Raw genomic sequence first — 21,645 nt, 5'->3', positions numbered from 1 at the left:
ACGCCCATCAGATTGATTTCCTTGCCGAACAGCCAGCGCGCGTCATATTCGCGAAACCCGGTCGGCTTCACCATCGGTTCGGATTCGAAGGCATAGGTGTTCGGAACCAGAACGGGCTTGGGCTTTGGAAACATCTTGTAGCAGCCTCGCGAGAGCGTGATGGTCAATGCTGCAGCCAATAGCCAAAGGCGGACTGCGGCGAAAGGTGGGATCGCTGCTATTGGCCGACAATTGCGGCGGATTTGTTGGCCAGAAAAATGCTTCGTTCCGAGGCGCCTATTCCTGGAGGAGCGAAATTTCTACCTCGATCACGGCTCTTAGCGGCGGCAGCGCGCACTCGACGGTGTCCCATACAACTTTAGCCGCCACATCCTCATAGTCGTGACGGTAAACGTTGCCGGCTCCTGCCATCTTCTTCCACGCGATCCCGAGATGTCGAGCTTTCAAATCTTCCGGCAGACGTCGTGAAGCTTCGGAGATGATCTCGAGACAGCGAGTGACCGCGTAGACTGTCCGTATGTCATCGACAAAGGTTTCGCGATCGAAGCCCTGAACAAAATTCGTGGCCAAATCGATGTGGTGCAACATATCGAGGAGTACGACGTCCGTCCGCTCAGAACGCATAGATGGCGTCAGCAGTTGCCGTTGGCCGCACGTAAGATTTGAGGGCTTCGCGATTTACAACGTCGACCGGCTCATCAAACAGACCCGCGATGTATTCCTTCAGCTCTACATAATCGAAAATGGTGATACGTGCGTCAGGATCGATCTCGATCATGATATCGATGTCGCTGCCTGCGCCGTTATCGCCCCGAGCCACCGAGCCGAATAGCGCAGCGTGCCTTACCCCGCGTTTGCGCAGGTCCCCCTCAGAGCGTCGCAAGGTATCGATGGCTTCGGAACTGTTCATGGCGATCATATAGCACGGAGCAATCGCCACCGGGAGGGGTCGCCGAGCCAGTCTTACTGCTCCAGCACCAGCCGGCCATTGGCGTATTCAAAGCGCTTCAGCTTGGACAGGAAGGACAGGCCGAGCAGGTTTTCGGAAAGCGCTTCGTCGGGCAGCACCATTGCGTCGACGTCGCGGACGATGAGGCCGCCGAGATCGATCATGGCAAGGCGGGCGCGCGCGGCCTTGATGGTGCCGTTGGCGGTGGTGACGGTCGCGGTGTAGTCGCCGCGCGACGGGCGCAGGCCAAAGCGCGCGGCGGATTTCTCATTGAGCGCAACAAGCGAGGCGCCAGTGTCGACCATGAAGTCGATGCGCTGGCCGTCGATGCGGCCGTCCGTCGCAAAGTGTCCGCGGGGGTCGCGAGGAATGCTCAGCGTGCGACCGCCGCCCTGCGCCACGGTCTGAACGGGGATACTCTTCGAAGCGGTCGTGGCGGACGCGGAAGCCGGCGTCATCTTGTCCGCCATCTGCGCCATGAAGCTGCCGAGGCCGACCAGGATGGCGGCAAGGATCATTATGTTACGCATGACGCCACGCAGATTTCCAGGAACTGGCCGATTTCACCACGCCATCCGCCGTCTCGCGACCGGCAGCGGCGATGGAGCCTGCCATTTTCGCGAAAATGATGAGTGAAGCGTTAACGGCAACGCCGTCATACGCGGGCTTGACCCGCGTATCCAACGATCTTGAGAAAAGCTTCTTGGGATGGATTGCCGGGTCAAGCCCGGCAATGACGAAGCAAGGACTACGTCCCGCGCGGCTTGGCCCGACGCGTCGGCACGGCATTGGCAGGGTCCTCCGGCCATGGGTGCTTCGGGTAGCGCCCGCGTAGATCGGCACGCACGGCACTGTAGCTGCCGCGCCAGAAGCCTGGCAGATCCCGCGTCACCTGCACCGGGCGCTGCGCTGGTGACAGCAATTCCAGCACCAGCGGCACAGCGCCCTTCGCGATCGACGGATGGATGTTCAGCCCGAACAATTCCTGCAGCCGGACCGCGATGGTCGGGCCCTGCTCGGCCTCGTAGTCGATCGCAAGCTGGCTGCCCGTCGGCGCCTCGAAATGGGTCGGCGCCTCCTGCTCCAGCCGGGCACGTAGATTCCAGGGCAACAGCGCCATCAGCGCATCCGAGAGATCGCCGGCCGACAACTCCTTGAGCGAGGTCTTGTCGTAAAGCGCAGGCACCAGCCAGGTCTCGCGCTCCCGCGCCAGCGCCTCATCCGACAGATCCGGCCAGCTATCGCCTTCGGCCTTGCGCAGGAACATCACGCGGTCGCGCCATTGCTTGGCGTGCTTTGACCACGGCAACTTGTCGAGGCCCGCAGCGATCAAGCCATCTGCGAGCACGCGTGCAGTCTCCGCCGACGGGGACAGCGCCACCGGCGCTTCCGACAGCGTGATCGCATGCAGCGTGCGCCTGCGCCGCGCGCGCAGCGCCATCGCACTTCGGTCGAACGAAATATCTTCCGTAGTCTCGATCTCACCTGCGAAACGCAGCTCGATCTCTTCCAGAGTGATCGGCGCCGCCAGCAGGATCCGGCCGCTCGCCGCGGTGCCGGTCAACTCTCCGACTGCGATATAGGATGAACGCGCAAGTGAGGACGTCTGCTCGACGCTGGCGCCGCGGCCGTTGGCGAGCACAAAGCTGCCATTGCCGCGGTTGCGCGCGACGCGATCGGGAAAGGCGAAGGCCAGCATCGTGCCGGTGGAGAGCTCGCCTATGGCCTCGGACGCTTTCGACGACGTCACCTGCGAAGCCCAGCGCTGCGCGAGGCTGCGCGCGCTCGAGGCCCGCTGCGAGCGATCGCGACGGAACTGATCGAGCCTGACATCAAGATCGACACTGTCGCCGCCGAGCCCGCGCTCGGTGAGCACCGCTGCGATCTCCGCGGCTCCTGCCGCCGCGCCAAACCGCGCCGAATCCACGATCATGCGGGCGAGCCGCGGCGGCAGCGCCAGCGCACGCAGGCTGTTGCCTTCCGCCGTGATCCGGCCGCCGGCATCGAGCGCGCCGAGTTCGCGCAGCAGCACGCTTGCTTCGTTCCAGGCCGGCAGCGGCGGCGGATCAAGGAACGCAAGGCCGGACGCATCGCTGACACCCCATTGCGCGAGGTCGAGCACCAGCGAGGACAGGTCGGCGGACAGGATCTCGGGCTGGGTGTAGGGCGCGAGCGAGGCGGTCTGCGGCTCGTCCCACAGCCGGTAGCAGACACCGGGCTCGGTACGGCCGGCGCGGCCGCGGCGCTGATCGACCGCGGCGCGCGAAGCGCGCACGGTTTCCAGGCGCGTCAAGGCGATGTCGGGCTCGTAGCGCGGAACGCGCGACATGCCGGAATCCACGACAATGCGCACACCCTCGATGGTCAGCGAGGTCTCGGCGATCGAGGTCGCCAGCACCACCTTGCGGTGACCCTTGGGTGCCGGCGCGATGGCGCGGTCCTGAACGCTGGCATCGAGCGCGCCGAACAGCGGCACGATGTCGATCGTGGCATCGCGGATGCGTTCTTCGAGAAAATTCTGCGTGCGTCGGATTTCGGCAGCGCCCGGCAGGAACGCGAGCACCGAGCCGGGGTCGGCGCGAAGCGCTATTGAGATCGCCTCCGCCATCTGCCGCTCCAGCGGAACGTCCATCTTGCGACCGAGATAACGCGTCTCCACTGGAAAGGCGCGGCCTTCACTCTCAACAACAGGTGCATCGCCCAGCAGTTTGGCGACACGTGCGCCGTCGAGCGTTGCCGACATCACGAGCAGGCGAAGATCCTCGCGCAAGCCCTGCTGCGCGTCGCGCGCCAGCGCGAGTCCCAGGTCGGCATCGAGCGAGCGCTCATGAAATTCGTCGAACAGGACTGCGGCAATGCCTGTGAGTTCGGGATCGCCGAGGATCTGGCGCGAGAAGATGCCTTCGGTGACGACCTCGATGCGGGTGGCGCGTGACACTTTCGAGCCGAAGCGAACGCGATACCCGACGGTCTCGCCAACCCGCTCGCCAAGCGTCCGCGCCATACGCTCGGCGCTGGCGCGCGCCGCGATCCGCCGCGGCTCCAACACGATGATCTTCTTGCCGTTGGTCCAGGGCTCGTCGAGCAGCGCCAGCGGCACCCGCGTGGTCTTGCCGGCGCCGGGCGGCGCGACGAGCACGGCCGTATTCTTCGCCGCAAGCGTCGCCGCGAGCTCGCCGAGCGCTGCGTCGATGGGAAGTGGAGTGTCGAAATGACGGGGCACGGCCTCACCACGTCGTCATGCCCGGGCTTGTCCCGGGGATCCACGTCTCTCTTGCCGAAAAGGAGAAAACAGAACGTGGATGGCCGGGACAAGCCCGGCCATGACGAAAAGTAATAATCATTAAACCGGCGGTTCGGCTGCGCGGCCAACGCTCTCATAGCTGAAGCCGTGCGCGGCCATATCCTCGGGGCGGTAGATGTTGCGGAGATCGACCACGAGCGGCTGCCGCAACAGGTTCTTCAGCCGCTCAAGGTCAAGCGTGCGGTATTGTACCCACTCGGTGACGACGACCATGGCGTCGGCGCCGGTCACGCATTCATAGGGATCATCGCAATACTCGATATCCGGCAGCTCCTTGCGCGCCTGCTCAATGCCGACAGGATCATGCGCCCGCACTTTTGCGCCCATGTCCAACAGGCCGGTGACGATCGGGATCGAGGGTGCCTCCCGCATGTCGTCGGTCTCCGGCTTGAAGGTGAGACCGAGCACGGCGACCGTCTTGCCGCGCAAATTGCCGGCGAGGCCCGCAACCTTGCGCGCCATCGCGCGCTTGCGGTTGTCGTTGACGCCGAGCACGGCCTCCACGATGCGCAAATTCACGTCATGGTCCTGCGCGATCTTGATCAGCGCGCGGGTGTCCTTGGGGAAGCAGGAGCCGCCGAAACCGGGGCCGGCATGCAGGAACTTGGAGCCGATGCGGTTGTCGAGCCCGATCCCGCGCGCGACTTCCTGGACGTCGGCGCCGACCTTTTCGGAGAGATCGGCGATCTCGTTGATGAAGGTGATCTTGGTCGCCAGGAATGCGTTGGCGGCGTATTTGATCAGCTCCGCCGTGCGCCGCGCCGTATACATCAACGGCGCCTGGTTGAGCGACAGCGGCCGGTAGACATCGCCGAGCACTTTCCGCGCGCGCTCATTTGATGTGCCGACCACGATGCGGTCCGGGAATTTGAAGTCGCGGATCGCGGCGCCCTCGCGCAGGAATTCCGGATTCGAGGCGACCGCGACGTCGGCGGCCGGGTTGGCTTCGCGGATCAGGCGCTCGACCTCGTCGCCGGTGCCGACCGGCACGGTCGATTTGGTCACCACCACCGTGAAGCCTTTGAGCGCACCGGCGATCTCGCGGGCGGCGGCATAGACGTAAGAGAGGTCGGCATGGCCGTCGCCGCGGCGCGACGGCGTACCGACCGCGATGAACACCGCGTCAGCGTCGGCGACCGGGTCCTTCAGATCGGTTGTAAAGTCGAGCCGCCTCGCCTTCACATTGGCCGCGACCAGAGCGTCCAGACCCGGCTCGAAGATCGGGATTTCGCCGCGGCGAAGGGCGTTGATCTTCTCGACATCCTTGTCCACGCAGGTGACGTGGTGTCCGAAGTCCGCAAAACACGCGCCAGAGACCAGTCCGACATAACCCGTGCCAATCATGGCGATGCGCATGAAACCACCCGCTTGCTATCGTTAACGATTCCGCAACTCCCGTCAGCGTCTTAGAACATTTGCCGGCCAGGAGGAAACGGCAAAAAGCAGGCACGAGCGGCATGTCATTTGTATGAATAAAGGCGATAGCAACCGATCCGCCCGAAGATGCGCCAAATGCGCGCCGAAACAGGACAGTCATGACCGCAAACGGGACAACCTCCGCGAGCCTGCGTTCCGCCACCTCGCCGGACGGGCGCGTCGATTGGGTGGACTACGCCAAGGGCATCTGCATCGTCATGGTCGTGATGATGCACTCGGTCCTGGGGGTGGAAGCCGCCGCCGGCGAGACCGGCTTCATGCATGCGGTCGTGATGTTCGCAAAGCCGTTCCGGATGCCGGATTTCTTCCTGATTTCGGGCCTGTTCCTCTCGCTCGTGATCGACCGTGACTGGCGCACCTATCTCGACCGCAAGGTCGTCCACTTCGCCTATTTCTATGTGCTGTGGGTGACGATCCAGTTTGCGTTCAAGGCGCCGGCCTTTGCCGCCGAAACGAGCTGGAGCCACACCGGCTATCTCTATCTCGAATCCTTCATCGAACCTTTCGGCACGCTGTGGTTCATCTATCTGCTGCCGATCTTCTTCGTCGTCACAAAACTGACACGCAATCTGCCGCCGCTCGCGATTCTGGCGCTGGCCGCCGGACTCGAGATGGCGCATGTGGTGACCGGCTGGACCGTGATCGACGAATTCTGCGCGCGCTTCGTCTATTTCTATGCCGGCTATCTCCTTGCGCCCACCGTCTTCAAGCTGTCGAATCGTGCACGCTCCGCGCCGACCTTGGCGCTGATCGGGCTCGCGCTGTGGGTGCTGGTCAATGGCACCCTGGTGATGGCGGGGGTGAGCGAATGGCCGCTCGTCTCGCTGGTACTGGGATTTGCGGGCGCCTTTGCCATCGTCGTCACCGGGACGCTGCTGGCACGGATGAAGTGGCTCACGGCCTTGCGCTTTTGCGGCGAGCATTCGATCGTGATCTATCTCGCCTTCTTCCTGCCGATGGTGATCGCACGCGTCGGCCTGTTGCGCAGCGGCGTGATCCACGACATCGGTCTGATCTCGCTGCTCGTCACCATCACCGGTCTCGTCGGCGCACTGGCGATCTGGCGCGTGGCACTCGCACTCCGCGCCAACTTCCTGTTCGAGCGCCCCGCCGCGTTCTGGATCGCGCCGAAGAAAGCGGCAGTATTGCAGGCGGCGGAATAATCTCCCCGTCGTCCCGGCCTTGAGCCGGGACCCATAACCACCGGCTCAAATTGTTGGATGCGCTGTGGCCGCGGCCTGATGCAACAACATCTCCCTGTGGTTATGGGTCCCGGGTCGCGCTTCGCTTGCCCGGGACGACAAATTCGGTGTGCGGTTCGCCAAGATTCCTGCACCTCAAGGCTGTCATTTGCTGCAAAAATCCCTAAATTTCGGCCATGCCGAAATCAGCCTCCAAGACCTCAGCCAAGACAGAACCCAAAGCCGCCCCCAAGCCCGTTGCCGCCAAGGCTCCGGCCAAGGGCCACCATGTGTTCCTGGTCGACGGTTCCTCCTACATCTTCCGCGCCTACCACGCCCTGCCACCGCTGAACCGCAAGTCCGACGGGCTGCAGGTCAATGCCGTGCTCGGCTTCTGCAACATGCTGTGGAAGCTCCTGCGCGAGATGCCCGAGGACAATCGGCCGACCCATCTCGCCATCGTCTTCGACAAGTCCGAGATCACCTTCCGCAACAAGATCTATCCCGACTACAAGGCGCACCGGCCGCCGGCGCCCGATGACCTGATCCCGCAATTCGCGCTGATCCGCGAGGCGGTCCGGGCCTTCGACCTGCCCTGCCTGGAGCAGGTCGGCTATGAGGCCGACGACCTCATCGCGACCTATGTCCGGCTCGCCTGCGAGCGCGGCGCGAGCGCGACGATCGTGTCCTCCGACAAGGACCTGATGCAACTCGTCACCGACTGCGTCAGCATGTACGACACCATGAAGGATCGCCGCATCGGCATTCCCGAAGTGATCGAGAAGTTCGGCGTGCCGCCGGAAAAGGTGGTCGAGGTACAGGCCTTGGCCGGCGATTCCACTGATAACGTGCCCGGCGTGCCCGGCATCGGCGTCAAGACCGCGGCGCAGCTCATCACCGAATATGGCGATCTCGAATCCCTGCTGAGCCGCGCCGGCGAGATCAAGCAGCCGAAGCGTCGCGAGGCGCTGGTCGAAAATGCCGAGAAGGCGCGCATCTCGCGCCAGCTTGTGCTGCTCGACGACAAGGTCGAGCTCGAGGTGCCGCTCGACGACCTCGCCGTGCATGAGCCGGATCCGCGCCGGCTGATCGCGTTCCTGAAGGCGATGGAGTTTTCGACTCTGACCCGCCGCGTCGCCGAATATTCGCAGATCGACCCGTCCGATATCGAGCCCGATCCCGGCAACAAGAGCGGCGCGAGCGTGTTCTCGCCGCTGCCTCCTTCCGACGTCGAGCCCGCGCCGGGTCCCGGCGGGCCCACGCAGGGCGCGCCTGCCGCCAAAGAGCGTAACAAGCCTGCGGGCAAGGAAGACAAGGCCTCAAGCCTCAAGGGCACGCCGATCGCGCTCGCCGAAGCGCGCGCGGAGGCGGCGCGCAGGACGAAAATCGATCGCAGCAAATACCTGACAATCAAGAGCCTCGATCAGCTGGGCGCCTTCATCGCGCGGATCCATGATACCGGCCATGTCGCGGTCCAGGCGAAGGCGAATTCGATCGATCCGATGCAGGCGGAGATTTCCGGCATTGCGCTCGCACTCGGCCCCGACGACGCCGCCTATATCCCGCTCGCCCACAAGCAGGCGGGCGGAGGCAGCGGGCTGTTCGACGCGGGATTGGCGCCGGACCAGATCAAGTTCGAGCAGGCGATCGAAGCCTTGCGGCCGATCCTGGAATCGCAGGGCATCCTGAAGATCGGCTTCGACGTCAAGTTCAACGCGGTGGTGCTGGCGCAAGCCGGCATCACGCTGCGCAACTTTGACGATGCACAGCTGATCTCCTACGTGCTCGACGCCGGACGCGGATCACATGCACTGGAATCGCTCGCCGAGCGCTGGCTCGGACACGCGGTGATCGCCGAGAACGGGCTGACGGGCAGCGGCAAGAACAGACTGACGTTCGACCAGGTCGCGATCGACAAGGCGACCGAGCATTGCGCCGAGGGCGCCGACGTGATCCTGCGCCTATGGCGCGTATTGAAGCCGCGCCTGGTCGCGGAGCGAATGGCCACGGTCTATGAGACGCTGGAGCGGCCGCTTGTTTCCGTGCTCGCGCGGATGGAGCGGCGCGGCATCTCGATCGACCGCCAGGTGCTGTCGCGGCTGTCAGGCGACTTCGCCCAGACCGCGGCGCGCGTCGAGGCCGAGGTCCAGGAGATCGCCGGCGAGCCGATCAATGTCGGCAGCCCCAAGCAGATCGGCGACATCCTGTTCGGCAAGATGGGATTGCCCGGCGGCACCAAGACCAAGACCGGTGCTTGGTCGACGACCGCGCAGGTGCTGGACGAGCTGGCCGAGCAGGGCCACGAATTCCCGAAGAAGATCCTGGAATGGCGCCAGGTCTCGAAGCTGAAATCGACCTATACCGACGCGCTGCCGACCTACGTCAATCCGCAGACCCATCGCGTCCACACCACCTACGCGCTGGCTGCGACCACCACGGGGCGGCTGTCGTCGAACGAGCCGAACCTGCAGAACATCCCTGTGCGCACCGAGGACGGCAGGAAGATCCGCCGCGCCTTTGTCGCGACGCCCGGGCACAAGCTGGTATCGGCGGATTATTCGCAGATCGAGCTGCGGCTGCTCGCGGAGATTGCCGACATCCCCGTGCTGAAGCAGGCGTTCCGCGACGGCCTCGACATTCATGCCATGACGGCGTCCGAGATGTTCGGCGTGCCGATCAAGGACATGCCGAGCGAAGTGCGCCGCCGCGCCAAGGCGATCAATTTCGGCATCATCTACGGCATCTCGGCGTTCGGCCTCGCCAACCAGCTCGGCATCGCGCGTGAAGAGGCTTCCGCCTACATCAGGAAGTATTTCGAGCGCTTCCCGGGCATCCGCGCCTATATGGACGAGACCAAGGATTTCTGCCGCCGCAACGGCTATGTCACCACGCTGTTCGGCCGCAAATGCTACTACCCCGACATCAAGGCCAGCAACGCCTCGGTCCGCGCCTTCAACGAGCGCGCCGCGATCAACGCCCGCCTGCAGGGCTCGGCCGCCGACATCATCCGCCGCGCTATGACCCGCATCGAGGGCGCGCTCGCCGAGAAGAAGCTATCCGCGCAGATGCTGTTGCAGGTGCATGACGAACTGATCTTCGAGGTCCCCGACGAGGAAGTCGCGGCAACCCTGCCGGTCGTGCAGCATGTGATGCAGGACGCGCCCTTCCCGGCCGTGATCCTGTCGCTGCCGCTGCAGGTCGACGCCCGCGCCGCCAACAATTGGGACGAGGCGCATTGAGCTCTCTCTGTCGTCGCCCAGAGGGACGACGACAGCAAAAATGCACTCGGAGCAATTGCGCAATGGAATAGCGGCACGACGCGCGTTAGAAACGCGCATCCTCCCGCGAGTTCCTGATGCCTCACACCTCCGCCTTGCTCGGTTTTGCGCTGCTCTCGCTCGGCATGGTGCTAACGCCGGGGCCGAACATGATCTACCTGATCTCGCGCTCGATCACGCAGGGGCCGGCAGCCGGGATCGTGTCGCTCGGCGGGGTGGCGCTCGGCTTCGTGTTCTACATGCTATCAGCGGCATTCGGCATCACCGCGCTGTTGTTCGCGATCCCCTGCGCCTATGACGCGCTGCGCTTTGCCGGCGCGGCCTATCTGTTGTGGCTGGCGTGGCAGGCGCTGAAACCCGGCGGACGTTCGCCGTTCCAGGTGAAGAAGCTCCAGGTCGACAGCCCCCGGAAGCTGTTCGCGATGGGATTTGTCACCAACCTGCTGAACCCCAAGATCGCGATGCTCTATCTGGCGCTGCTGCCGCAGTTCATCGATCCCACGGGCAGCGTGCTGACGCAGTCGCTCGCGCTCGGCGTGACCCAGATCGCGATCAGCGTCAGCGTCAACGCGATGATCGCGCTCGCTGCCGGTTCGATCGCGCTGTTCCTCGGCACGCGGCCGGCTTGGTTGCTGCTGCAGCGCTGGCTGATGGGCACGGTGCTGGCGGGGCTTGCGATGAAGATGGCGTTTGAGGCGAGGAGAGCGTGAGTTCTTCACCTCGCCCCGCTTGCGGGGAGAGGTCGGAATTCAAGCGCAGCTTGAATTCCGGGTGAGGGGAGCCGCCGCAGGCTCATCTCTCACCGTGTTTGCGGAGAAGGCCCCTCACCCCAACCCTCTCCCCGCAAGAGCGGGGCGAGGGAGCAGAAAGAGCATCAATCCAGCTTCGCTTCCATGCCGCGCTTCACGCCGGGACGGGCCATCAGCTTGTTGTACCAGCGCTCGACATTAGGGAAATCGCCGAGATTGACCTTGTGCCGCGGGTGGCGCCAGGCCCAGCCGAGGATGGCGAAATCGGCGACCGACAGATCGCCGGCGACGAAGTCGCGGCCTTCAAGCCGGCGGTTCAGCACGCCGTAGAGGCGGAGTGTCTCGGTCATGAAGCGCTTCAGGCCATAGGCGCGGTCCTGCTCGCTCTCGAGCGCGATGAAATGGTGCACCTGGCCCGGCATCGGACCAAAGCCGCCCATCTGCCACATCAGCCATTCATAGACCGGGATGCGCTCGATCAAAGGCTTGGGCAGGAACTTTCCGCTCTTCTCGCCGAGATAGAGCAGGATCGCGCCCGATTCGAATATGCTGACCCGCTTGCCGCCCGGGCCGTCCGGGTCGACGATTGCGGGAATCTTGTTGTTCGGGCTGATTTCGAGGAAGCTTGGCGCCATCTGCTCGCCCTTGGTGATGTTCACCGGGAACACTTGGTAGGGCAGCCCCATCTCCTCCAGCGCAACCGAGATTTTGCGGCCATTCGGCGTGTTCCAGGTGTGCAGCTCGATGGTCATTTTCGCTTCCCCCACAATCGTTTGAGGCTTCCCTAGCGCGGAACCGGACGCGGTTACAACGGCCCTTTACGAATATCGATCCGCGCCCGTGTGACGCGGGCGTTGTTGACGGGGAGCTTTCGGCGCTGGAATCTCGCCACGACCGCCGATAGATTGCGCGCCACCGTAAACGACCCGGAAAGCCCCTTTGTCCAAATCAGCCGCCCGCGCCCGCCTCGCCGAGATCATCCGTAAGCGCTCTTTCGGGCGCGGCGAGATCACGCTGGCCTCGGGCCGCAAGAGCGATTTCTATTTCAACCTCAAGCCGACGATGCTGGATCCCGAGGGCGCGGCATTGCTTGCCGAACTTACTTATGAAGCGCTGAAAGACGACAATCTCGATTTCGTCGGCGGCCTCGAGATGGGTGCCGTGCCGCTCGCGGGCGCGATCGCGCAGCTCTCCTGGATCAAGGGCCATCCGATCGCGGCCTTCTTCGTGCGCAAGAAGCCCAAGGAGCATGGTGCGAAGCTAGCGGTGGAGGGACTTGCCAAAGGCGAGACGCTGCAGGGCAAGCGCATCGTGATCGTCGAGGACGTCACCACCACCGGCGGCTCGGCCATGAAGGCGGTGGAAGCCGTGCGCGAGGCCGGCGGCGAGGTCGCGCTGGTCTTCACCATGGTCGACCGCGAGGAAGGCGCAACAGAAACGTTCGCGGAAGCCGGCCTTCCGTTCCGCTCGTTGTACAAAGCGGGCGAGTTCCTCAAGAGCTAGAGCATGATCCGGAAAGTGGGAACCGGTGCATGCTCAAACAAAGAGACGAGATGATGATCCGTTAAACGGATCATCATCGAGTGTTGCCTCATCGGTACACTGCGCCAAATTGCGCCCATCTCCATAGTTCTTCCGCAATCAACTGCTCGTTTACCATCCGACACTAGGGTGAATCGCGCGGAGACGACGTCTCGGCACTGTTGGCTCTATCGGGTGGAGTTGGCGTTGCGTAGAGGGTTTGCTGATCGGCGCGTGCGGCGCCATCTGACGCTAGTTGCCGCCGCCCTTGCGGGCGCGATGACGCTCGCGCCGGCGCATGTCTCGGCGGAAAACCTGCTCGATTTCCTCTTTGGTGGCTTGCAGAGGCAGCAGGTCCATCAGGGCCAGTCGCAACCCGGTTTGTTCGATCCGTTCGGCCTCAACCAGCAGCAGCCGCAGCAAGCCGCACCGGCGGCCCGCGTTGCCGGTTCCGGCCCTGCGTTTTGTGTCAGAAGCTGCGACGGCAAATATTTCCCGCTGACCTTGCGCGGCAGCGCGACGCCGGTTCAGCTCTGCCAGGCGTTCTGTCCAGCGACAGCCACCAAGGTTTTCTACGGCGGCAGCATCGACTACGCGACCTCGTCAACCGGCGAACGCTATGCCGACAGCGAGAACGCCTTCGCCTACCGCAAGTCGCTGCGCGCGGACTGCACCTGCAACGGCCGCGATCCCGCCGGCCTTGCGCCCGTTGACCTGACCCTCGATAGCTCGCTTCGCGCCGGCGATGTGGTCGCCACCACCGATGGCCTGGTTGCCTATACCGGCGTCCGGGTCGGCAACAACCAGAGCGCCGACTTCACGCCGGTCGCATCCTACCCCGGTCTCACCGCCGAACTCCGTGCCCGGCTCGGCGAGATGAAGGTCGCGCCGGTCGCGGCCGAGACGGTCGGCGAAGCGCCGCAGCCGGACACCAGCCATGACCCCGCGGCACCGGTCTCCGTCGTGCCAAAATCGGCCGCGCCGAAGGCGAAGCGGGCGGAGGTCAATTAGCGACTTAAGCTGTCATTCCGGGGCGATGCGAAGCATCGCACCCGGAATGACAGCGTGGATACTTAGCAAAGAAGGCAAACTTTACCGCCCGACAATCACCCCGATCACATTCGGCGCGGCGAGATATTTCTCCTCGATTGTCGCGCGCGCTGCGGCACGGTTTTCCGGCGTCAGCAATCCGCGCTTTTCGGCGAGGATCATCCAGCAATAGCCCCACCAGTCCGTCAGCATGCCCTGGTCCTCGACCAGGTCATAACCCTGCTCGGCGGCAAAGATGCGCGCATGCGCTTCATCGAGCGAATCGAGCCAGGCGTGATCCGCAGGTGAGAACAAGTCGTCGCTGATGTCGTCGATGGTGTAGCCCCAGATCGACATGCAGACCGCGTTGAACTCGCGGTCGATCTGGTCGTCATCGACCCATTGGCGGCGGGACGCCTGATGCAGGCGCGACAGCGAGCGCGCAAAGTCGGCAATGCGGGTGAGCGCGAATTGATCGAAGGCAATAGTGGACATGTAGTCCTCGCGGGAACGGACAGGCCATAGATGTTGTGTCGGCGATGCCGCCGAATCAGAATGATATCAAATACTTGCTAAAATGTTCTTAATTTGTTCTGATGCTCCCACATCGTCGTCCCGGCGAAGGCCGGGACCCATAACCACAAATGTTCGATTGTCGCGAAAGCGAGCCGATCCCATGGCTGCTGACACAATCTATTACGTCTATATTCTCGCCAGCCGCCGCCACGGGACGCTTTATATCGGCGTTTGCAACAACTTGGGCAATCGTCTCACGCGGCATCGCGCCGGACGGGGATCGGAGTTCGTCAAGAAGTACGACGTAACGCGCCTCGTCTACATGGAAACCTACGCTTCACCGCAGAAAGCGATCACGCGCGAAAAGCAGTTGAAGACTTGGCGGCGTGATTGGAAGATTCGGTTGATTGAAGAAAACAATCTCGATTGGGCTGATCTATCGCACCTGCTCTGAGCCCTGTGGCTATGGGTCCCGGCCTTCGCCGGGACGACGAAGACAGTCTCACATCGCTGACAGCATCTTGTCGCCACAATAGTTCGCGTAAAAGCTGCCGCCGCATTGCCGCTTGATGGCGACGCAACGGGCGGCTGGAGTTGCGTTTGGTGGCATGCTGAAGCCGCAGGTCAAGCCGTCGGCGCTGCGCCCGGGCCTGCCGGCGGCGAAAGCGGCACTGGTGACGGTGATGCAGACGATGAACAGCACAGCGGCTGCGATCTCGATCAGCAGTCTCATGGGTGTCCCTCTCGATGACGGTGGTTGTGCCGCCTAATATGTAACCATACCACCGAAGCGCGTCGCCTTGAGGTCGCAAAATCGGCCCGGTCCTTGCATAAAATCATACCAGCGCGGTGCACAACAACCGGCTGGGCGGTTCCGATTGAAGTGCAAGACGCGTATCATTCGTTGTCCGGAGCGTGATCCGAAAAGATCATGCTCAAACAAAAAGATTAGATCATGATCCAATTTCGTCTCATCGGATCATGATCGAGTCCCCAAAGTTCAGGATTGCCGCGTTGCAAGAACAGTCTTTCTCAGGAAGCTATCCGGCGCTCAATCAGCCGATCGATGAATTGGCGCTGGCAGAGATCAAGGGCGCGATCCTCGCCAAGCTGAGGCTGGAGATCGGCAAGGACGCCAGCGTGGCGACCAAGCGCGATTGGTACAAAGCGGCGGCACTCGCGCTGCGCGACCGCATCACCCATCGCTGGCTCACGGCGGAAAAAGAGAGCTACGACGCCGGTGCCAAGCGGGTTTATTACCTTTCGCTGGAATTCCTGATCGGCCGCCTGTTCACCGATGCGCTCAACAATATGGGCCTCTTGCCTGTGTTCGAGGGAGCGCTCGGCGATCTCGGCGTCGGCCTCGACGAACTGCGCAGATGCGAGCCTGACGCAGCGCTCGGCAATGGCGGCCTTGGGCGGCTCGCCGCCTGCTTCATGGAGAGCATGGCGACGCTGTCGATCCCCGCCATCGGCTACGGCATCCGCTACGATTTCGGCCTGTTCCGCCAAATCATCAATCACGGCTGGCAGCAGGAATATCCGGATGAGTGGCTGGGCTTCGGCAATCCCTGGGAATTCCAGCGTCCGGAAGTCGTCTACAACATCCATTTCGGCGGCACTGTCGAGCATGTCGACGAAGGCGGCCGTGACCGCGCCATCTGGCACCCGGCGGAAACCGTAGAGGCGATGGCCTACGACACGCCGATCGTTGGCTGGCGCGGCCAGCGCGTCAACGCGCTGCGGCTGTGGTCGGCGCATGCGCCGGATCCATTGAAGCTCGACGTCTTCAACACCGGCGATTATGTCTCAGCCAGCGCCGAGCAGGCGCGCGCCGAGGCGATCTGCAAATTCCTTTATCCGAACGACGAAAGCGCCGCGGGGCGCGAACTGCGCCTGCGCCAGGAATACTTCTTCGTCTCGGCCTCGCTGCAGGACCTGGTGAAGCGGCACCTTTCGGCCGACGGCCAGCTCCGCAGCCTTGCGATGAAGGCGGCCGTGCAGCTCAACGACACCCATCCGAGCCTCGCCGTCACCGAGCTGATGCGGATCCTGGTCGACCTGCACCATTTCCGCTGGGACGAGGCGTGGAAGATCACTGTCGCGACGCTGTCCTACACCAACCACACGCTGCTGCCGGAGGCGCTAGAGACCTGGCCGGTCGAGCTGTTCGAGCGGCTATTGCCGCGGCATCTCGAGATCATCTATCGCATCAACGTGCAGCATCTGGCGCTCGCCGAAGAGCGCTGCCCAGGCGACATCGAATTCCGTGCCTCGGTGTCGCTGATCGACGAGAAATCGGGCCGCCGAGTGCGGATGGGACAGCTCGCCTTTGTCGGCTCGCACCGCATCAACGGCGTCTCGGCGATGCATTCCGATCTGATGAAGGAGACCGTGTTCCACGATCTCCACCATCTCTATCCCACGCGCATCACGAACAAGACCAACGGCATCACGTTCCGCCGCTGGCTGATGCTGGCCAATCCGAGACTCACGGGCCTGATCCGCGACGTCTGCGGCGAAGCCGTGCTCGACGATTTCTCGCTGTTCGAGCGGCTCGAGTCCCATGCCAGCGACAACGCGTTCCAGCAACAGTTCCGCGAGGTCAAGCGCCACAACAAGGTGCTGCTGGCGCGGCTGATGGCCGAGCGCAACCACATCAAGGTCGACCCATCGGCGCTGTTCGATGTGCAGATCAAGCGCATCCATGAATACAAGCGGCAACTCCTGAACATCCTGGAAGCGGTCGCGCTGTACCAGGCGATCAAGGATGAGCCGCAGCGCGACTGGGTGCCGCGCGTAAAAATCTTCGCCGGCAAGGCGGCGGCGAGCTACCGCTACGCCAAGCTGATCATCAAGCTGATCAACGACGTCGCCGAAGTCGTCAACAACGATCCCGCGATCGACGGTCGGCTGAAGATCGCCTTCCTCGCCGACTACAACGTCAGCCTGGCCGAGGTGATCATCCCGGCCGCCGACCTGTCCGAGCAGATCTCGACCGCCGGCATGGAAGCCTCCGGCACCGGCAACATGAAGCTCGCGCTCAACGGCGCGCTGACCATCGGCACGCTCGACGGTGCCAATATCGAGATCCGCGACCATGTCGGCGCGGAGAATATCGCGATCTTCGGCATGGAAGCCGGCGACGTCATGGTCCGCCGCAAGCAAGGGCTCGATGCCAGCGACCTGATCGGCCGCTCGCCGCGGCTGGCGCGTGCGATCACCGCAATCGAGAGCGGCGCGTTCTCGCCCGGCGATCCCGCCCGCTTCGCCTCGATCGGCCATGCGCTGCGCTATCTCGACCATTACATGGTCAGCGCCGACTTCGATTCCTACTACGACACCCAGCGCGCCATCGATGCGCGCTGGCAGGTGGTGCCGGCGTGGACCCGAGCCTCGATCCTCAACGTGGCGCGGATGCCGTGGTTCTCCTCCGACCGCACCATCCGCGAATACGCCGAAGAGATCTGGAACGTGCCCGTGAAGCCGCCGACGCCGCGCCTGCTGAAGGAGCAGGCGCAGTGGGGAGCCAAGCGCTAATCCCACGCGGCGGAAATCGATTACCTCCGACATCATTGAATTCTGCCGAGCAGTCGCGATACTGCGTCCTCGTCATTGCGAGGAGCGTAAGCGACGAAGCAATCCATGCCTCCACAAGCGGCGAAATGGATTGCTTCGCTTCGCTCGCAATGACGGAGCAATTTCGCAACACCGGAACAATTTCATGCTCACCAGGACCCCGCATTTGTTCGACGATGCCACCGCGGTTACTGCCGGCGACAGCCGCTGGCAGGGCAGGACCAGCGACGACTACTGGGCATTTGTCGGCCCGTTCGGCGGGGCCACCGCTGCAACCATCCTGCGGGCACTGATCGACCATCCACAACGTGCCGGCGATCCGCTTGCGCTCACCGTCAACTATTGCGCGCCGGTTGCGCAAGGCGCCTTTGATCTCGATGTCCGCCTGGTGAAGGCCAATCGTTCGAGCCAGCACTGGTCCGTGGAGATGACGCAGGACGGCGGCGAGGTCACAACGCTCGCAACCGCCGTGTTCGCCGAACGCCGCCCGTCCTGGTCGCACCAGCAGGTGAAGTTTCCGGACGCAACACCGTTCGAACAGACCCTGCCCTATCCCAAGACCGCGGCAGCATGGGTCAAGCAATATGACTTCCGCTTCGTCGAAGGCGAGCCGAAATTCGGCGCGCCATCGAGCGCGGCGCCCGAAACCTATTCCAAGCTCTGGATCGGTGACCGCGCGCCGCGCAAGATCGATGCGCTCTCGCTGATCGCGATGTCGGACGCATTCTTTGGCCGCGTCTTCCACGCCAAGCGGGAACTGGTGCCGTTCGGTACGGTGTCGCTGACGACCTATTTCCACATCGACGCCGCCGATCTCGCCGCCGAGAACATCACCCGCGTGCTGGCGGCTGCCGATGCCAAGATCTTCCACAAGAGCTATGGCGACCAGAACGGCGAGCTGTGGTCACCCTCCGGCCGCCTGCTCGCAACCACGACGCAGATCGCCTATTTCAAGGCGTGATCGGGAAGGCGTAGGGTGGGCACGCTTCGCTTTGCCCACCCCACGATTTGAGAGAGCGCCGCCGCATGCCCGAAGCTGACAATTCAAAGCCATCGCACATCGCGCTCCTCGGAGTGCCCATCGAGATCGGCGCCGCGCAGGCCGGCACGCTGATGGGTCCAGCGGCACTGCGCACCGCCGGGATCGCGCGCGTGCTGGAGCAATTGGAGCTTCGCGTCGACGACCACGGTGATCTCTCAATCCCCGCGGTGGTCTCGGACGGGCCGGTGCCGGCGAATACGAAATTCTATGATGAGGTGAAAACCTGGATTCGCCTGACATCCGAGCGCGCCTACTGGCTGGCGCAATCCGGCGCGGTGCCGATCTTCATGGGCGGCGATCATTCGCTCTCGATGGGATCGATCAATGGGGTTGCGCGCTTCTGGCAGCAGAAGGGCCGGCCGCTGTTCGCGCTGTGGGTCGACGCGCATGCCGACTACAACACGCCCGACACGACGATCACCGGCAACATGCACGGCATGTCGGCCGCTTTCCTCTGCGGCGAGCCCGGGCTCGACAACCTGCTCGGCGGCCTGCCGCGCGCCTCGATTACACCTGATCAGCTCGACCTGATCGGCACCCGCTCTGTCGACCCGCTGGAGCGCAAGCTATTGCGCGAGCGGAGCGTCGCCATCGCCGACATGCGCGCCATCGACGAATTCGGCGTCGCCGTGCTGATCCGCCGCGTGATCGATCGCGTCAAGGCGAGGAACGGCGTGCTGCATGTCTCGTTCGACGTCGACTTCCTCGATCCTTCGGTTGCGCCCGGCGTCGGCACCACGGTGCCGGGCGGCGCGACTTACCGCGAAGCGCACCTGATCATGGAGCTGTTGCACGATTCCGGACTGGTGCGCTCGGTCGACATCGTCGAGCTCAACCCCTTCCTCGACGAGCGCGGCCGTACCGCACGGGTCGTGGTCGAACTGATCGGCAGCCTGTTCGGCCTGCAGATCACCGACCGCCCGACACCGACCAATGCGGTGCTGCCGGATTGACGTGGCGAAGAGCGAATAGGCTGCGCCGCAGACATGTTCCGGAGTAGAAAAGGGCGACCGCGGGGTCGCCCTTTTCATTCGCGGAAATATGCGAGGCTATTCGGCCGCGAGCTTCACGTCCGGCGCGGCGGCGCGGACTTCGGCGTCGACCTTGCTCTCGAACTTGGCGAAGTTCTTCTGGAACATGCCGACCAATGCGCGGGCGGTCTTGTCGAACTCGGCCTTGTCCTTCCAGGTGTTCACCGGATTAAGGATCTCGCTCGGCACGCCCGGCAGCGCGGTCGGCACCGCAAAGCCGAAATATTCGTCGGTGCGGAATTCGACATTGCGCAAGCTGCCATCGAGCGCTGCGGTGAGCAGCGCGCGCGTGACCTTGATCGGCATGCGCGAGCCGACGCCATACTTGCCGCCGGTCCAGCCGGTGTTGACCAGCCAGCAATCGACATTGTGCTGGGCGATCAGGTCGCGCAGCATGTTGCCATAGACGGAAGGATCGAGCGGCAGGAACGGCGAGCCGAAGCAGGTGGAGAATTCCGGCTGCGGCTCGGAGCCGAGGCCGCGCTCGGTGCCGGCGACCTTCGCGGTGTAGCCGGACAGGAAGTGATACATCGCCTGCGCCGGGGAAAGCTTCGCGATCGGCGGCAGCACGCCGAAGGCATCGGCCGCCAGCATCACCACATTCTTCGGATGCGGCGCGCGGCCACTGCGCGAGGCATTGGGAATGAAGTCGAGCGGATAGGCGGAACGGGTGTTCTCGGTCTTGGAGCCATCGTCGAAATCGACGACGCGGGTATCCTCGTCGAGCACGCAGTTCTCGAGCACGGCGCCAAAACGTGTGCTCGCAGCATAGATCTGAGGCTCGGCTTCCTGCGAGAGCTTGATGCACTTGGCGTAGCACCCGCCTTCGAAATTGAAGATGCCGTTCGGGCCCCAGCCGTGCTCGTCGTCGCCGATCAGCGTGCGGTTGGGATCGGCCGACAGCGTCGTCTTGCCGGTGCCGGAGAGGCCGAAGAAAATCGCGCTGTCGCCCTTCGACCCGACATTGGCCGAGCAGTGCATCGGCATCACGTCGCGCGCGGGCAGATAATAGTTGAGCGTGGTGAAGACCGACTTCTTCATCTCGCCGGCATAATAAGACCCGCCGATCAGGACGATCTTGCGGGCGAAATCGATCGCGACGACATTCTCCGAGCGCACGCCATGACGTTTGGGATCGGCGCGGAAGCTCGGCATGTCGATGATGGTGAGTTCGGGCACGAAGCTCGAAAGCTCGATCGCCTCGGGGCGGATCAGCAGCGTGCGGATGAACAGCGAATGCCAAGCGAGCTCGGTGAACACGCGCGTCTTGATCCGATAGGTCGGATCGGCGCCGCCATAGAGATCCTGCGCGAACAGTGCCTTGCCTTCGGCGTGCTTGAGGAAATCCTGATAGAGCGCTTCGAACTGCTCTGATGTGATCGACTGGTTGCCCGCCCACCACATGCTCTTGTCGGTGGTCGCGTCGCGAACTGTGAACTTGTCCTTCGGGCTGCGGCCGGTGAATTCGCCGGTGTCCGCGCAAAGCGCACCATCGGCTGAGAGCACGGCCTCGCCTGCCGCAAGCGAATATTGATAGAGCTGCGGCGCGTGGAGATTCCAATGCACGCGTTTGAGATTTTTTAAGCCGAATTTGTCGGCGCCAAAGGCACCGTTGTACACGCCCGTGTTTTGCACGAAGAACCTCCTCGAACCCGCGTTTCCCATTGCGCGAACGTCGCTAAACGCGCTCAGTCGCGGTGACCTTTCCAACAACAAATATAGCCCGAAGGCCCCCGTCCAGCGACCTCATAATGGGGCAATCCGAGCTTGCCAAGCTAGTCCCCGAATTTTGGTTTATTCCAAGGCATCCCTTCCACGTGGTTCAAGCACTTGCTGCAGCGCAAGGCGGCTTTTCTGCCCGTGGATCGCGCGACGATCCGCCGCGATCAATGCCGGGCCCGACGTCTTTGCGATGCACAATTGGTGCCATCGGACGCGCGGCGTCGTTCTCAATCAACGCACAGACTACCCGATATGCAGTTTGGGCGATGAGACATCGGCTTTGTCGCCGGCAATGCCGTTGCACTTG

18 protein-coding genes are annotated in these 21,645 nt (G+C 63.3%); 9 read left to right on the top strand and 9 right to left on the bottom strand.

Going from position 1 to position 21,645, the window contains the following annotated elements:
- Positions 1–276 precede the first annotated feature (276 nt).
- The 5 genes from ACZXDY_RS34245 to ACZXDY_RS34225 all read right to left on the bottom strand — a co-directional run bounded on the left by ACZXDY_RS34245 (position 277) and on the right by ACZXDY_RS34225 (position 5,609).
- Positions 277–624, bottom strand: coding sequence for a HepT-like ribonuclease domain-containing protein (locus ACZXDY_RS34245; RefSeq protein WP_028168045.1), 348 nt, complete (start codon positions 622–624; stop codon positions 277–279).
- On the bottom strand, positions 614–910 hold the full coding sequence (locus ACZXDY_RS34240; RefSeq protein ID WP_028168044.1) for a nucleotidyltransferase family protein: 297 nt from the start codon (positions 908–910) through the stop codon (positions 614–616). Before ACZXDY_RS34240 ends, ACZXDY_RS34245 begins: the two co-directional genes overlap by 11 nt.
- A gap of 53 nt (positions 911–963) precedes the next feature.
- Positions 964–1,479, bottom strand: a complete 516-nt coding sequence (locus tag ACZXDY_RS34235) for a TIGR02281 family clan AA aspartic protease (RefSeq protein ID WP_130228542.1) — start codon at positions 1,477–1,479, stop codon at positions 964–966.
- 218 nt (positions 1,480–1,697) lie between these two features.
- On the bottom strand, positions 1,698–4,172 hold the full coding sequence (gene hrpB, locus ACZXDY_RS34230) for an ATP-dependent helicase HrpB (RefSeq protein ID WP_464348574.1): 2,475 nt from the start codon (positions 4,170–4,172) through the stop codon (positions 1,698–1,700).
- 120 nt (positions 4,173–4,292) lie between these two features.
- Entirely contained in the window at positions 4,293–5,609 is a 1,317-nt protein-coding gene (locus tag ACZXDY_RS34225; protein ID WP_464348573.1) for a UDP-glucose dehydrogenase family protein, read from the bottom strand.
- A gap of 179 nt (positions 5,610–5,788) precedes the next feature.
- Here ACZXDY_RS34225 and ACZXDY_RS34220 point away from each other — a divergent pair, with 179 nt between their 5' ends.
- From ACZXDY_RS34220 to ACZXDY_RS34210, 3 genes are all read left to right on the top strand, one after another.
- On the top strand, positions 5,789–6,853 hold the full coding sequence (locus tag ACZXDY_RS34220; RefSeq protein ID WP_464348572.1) for an acyltransferase family protein: 1,065 nt from the start codon (positions 5,789–5,791) through the stop codon (positions 6,851–6,853).
- 215 nt (positions 6,854–7,068) lie between these two features.
- Positions 7,069–10,110: a DNA polymerase I gene (gene polA, locus ACZXDY_RS34215; RefSeq protein WP_464348571.1), complete on the top strand. Its 3,042-nt coding sequence runs from the start codon at positions 7,069–7,071 to the stop codon at positions 10,108–10,110.
- Between the two features lie 116 nt (positions 10,111–10,226).
- Positions 10,227–10,859 carry a LysE family translocator gene (locus ACZXDY_RS34210; RefSeq protein ID WP_464348570.1) on the top strand — a complete coding sequence of 211 codons (633 nt, stop codon included), beginning with the start codon at positions 10,227–10,229 and terminating at the stop codon, positions 10,857–10,859.
- Positions 10,860–11,023: 164 nt separating this feature from the next.
- Here the strand turns inward: ACZXDY_RS34210 and ACZXDY_RS34205 are convergent, their stop codons facing one another.
- Entirely contained in the window at positions 11,024–11,650 is a 627-nt protein-coding gene (locus ACZXDY_RS34205) for a glutathione S-transferase family protein (RefSeq protein ID WP_464348569.1), read from the bottom strand.
- Positions 11,651–11,837: 187 nt separating this feature from the next.
- On the opposite strand from ACZXDY_RS34205, the gene pyrE reads away from it, so the two are divergent.
- Together pyrE and ACZXDY_RS34195 are read left to right on the top strand one after the other, a co-directional pair.
- Positions 11,838–12,401: an orotate phosphoribosyltransferase gene (gene pyrE / locus ACZXDY_RS34200; protein ID WP_028168036.1), complete on the top strand. Its 564-nt coding sequence runs from the start codon at positions 11,838–11,840 to the stop codon at positions 12,399–12,401.
- A 225-nt stretch (positions 12,402–12,626) separates the two neighbouring features.
- Positions 12,627–13,430, top strand: coding sequence for a DUF2865 domain-containing protein (locus tag ACZXDY_RS34195; protein ID WP_464348568.1), 804 nt, complete (start codon positions 12,627–12,629; stop codon positions 13,428–13,430).
- Between the two features lie 81 nt (positions 13,431–13,511).
- On the opposite strand, the gene ACZXDY_RS34190 is transcribed toward ACZXDY_RS34195, so the two are convergent.
- Positions 13,512–13,943: a hypothetical protein gene (locus ACZXDY_RS34190; RefSeq protein WP_028168034.1), complete on the bottom strand. Its 432-nt coding sequence runs from the start codon at positions 13,941–13,943 to the stop codon at positions 13,512–13,514.
- A 196-nt stretch (positions 13,944–14,139) separates the two neighbouring features.
- On the opposite strand from ACZXDY_RS34190, the gene ACZXDY_RS34185 reads away from it, so the two are divergent.
- Positions 14,140–14,418: a GIY-YIG nuclease family protein gene (locus tag ACZXDY_RS34185; protein ID WP_464348576.1), complete on the top strand. Its 279-nt coding sequence runs from the start codon at positions 14,140–14,142 to the stop codon at positions 14,416–14,418.
- Between the two features lie 48 nt (positions 14,419–14,466).
- Here ACZXDY_RS34185 and ACZXDY_RS34180 read toward each other — a convergent pair whose 3' ends face one another.
- Positions 14,467–14,697, bottom strand: coding sequence for a hypothetical protein (locus tag ACZXDY_RS34180; protein WP_028168032.1), 231 nt, complete (start codon positions 14,695–14,697; stop codon positions 14,467–14,469).
- Positions 14,698–14,978: 281 nt separating this feature from the next.
- Here ACZXDY_RS34180 and ACZXDY_RS34175 point away from each other — a divergent pair, with 281 nt between their 5' ends.
- From ACZXDY_RS34175 to rocF, 3 genes are all read left to right on the top strand, one after another.
- Positions 14,979–17,504: a glycogen/starch/alpha-glucan phosphorylase gene (locus tag ACZXDY_RS34175; protein WP_028168031.1), complete on the top strand. Its 2,526-nt coding sequence runs from the start codon at positions 14,979–14,981 to the stop codon at positions 17,502–17,504.
- Positions 17,505–17,688: 184 nt separating this feature from the next.
- A complete protein-coding gene (locus tag ACZXDY_RS34170; RefSeq protein WP_464348567.1) occupies positions 17,689–18,504 on the top strand; it encodes an acyl-CoA thioesterase in 816 nt (271 codons plus the stop codon).
- Positions 18,505–18,569: 65 nt separating this feature from the next.
- Complete coding sequence (gene rocF, locus ACZXDY_RS34165; RefSeq protein ID WP_464348566.1) at positions 18,570–19,538, top strand: arginase; 969 nt, start codon at positions 18,570–18,572, stop codon at positions 19,536–19,538.
- 96 nt (positions 19,539–19,634) lie between these two features.
- Here rocF and ACZXDY_RS34160 read toward each other — a convergent pair whose 3' ends face one another.
- Positions 19,635–21,251, bottom strand: coding sequence for a phosphoenolpyruvate carboxykinase (locus tag ACZXDY_RS34160; protein ID WP_028168028.1), 1,617 nt, complete (start codon positions 21,249–21,251; stop codon positions 19,635–19,637).
- Positions 21,252–21,645: the final 394 nt, after the last annotated feature.

It is taken from the genome of Bradyrhizobium sp. LeoB3 (assembly GCF_055456055.1).
Note: the sequence above shows the minus strand (reverse complement) of the source record. Positions and strands in the feature narration are given on the sequence as shown.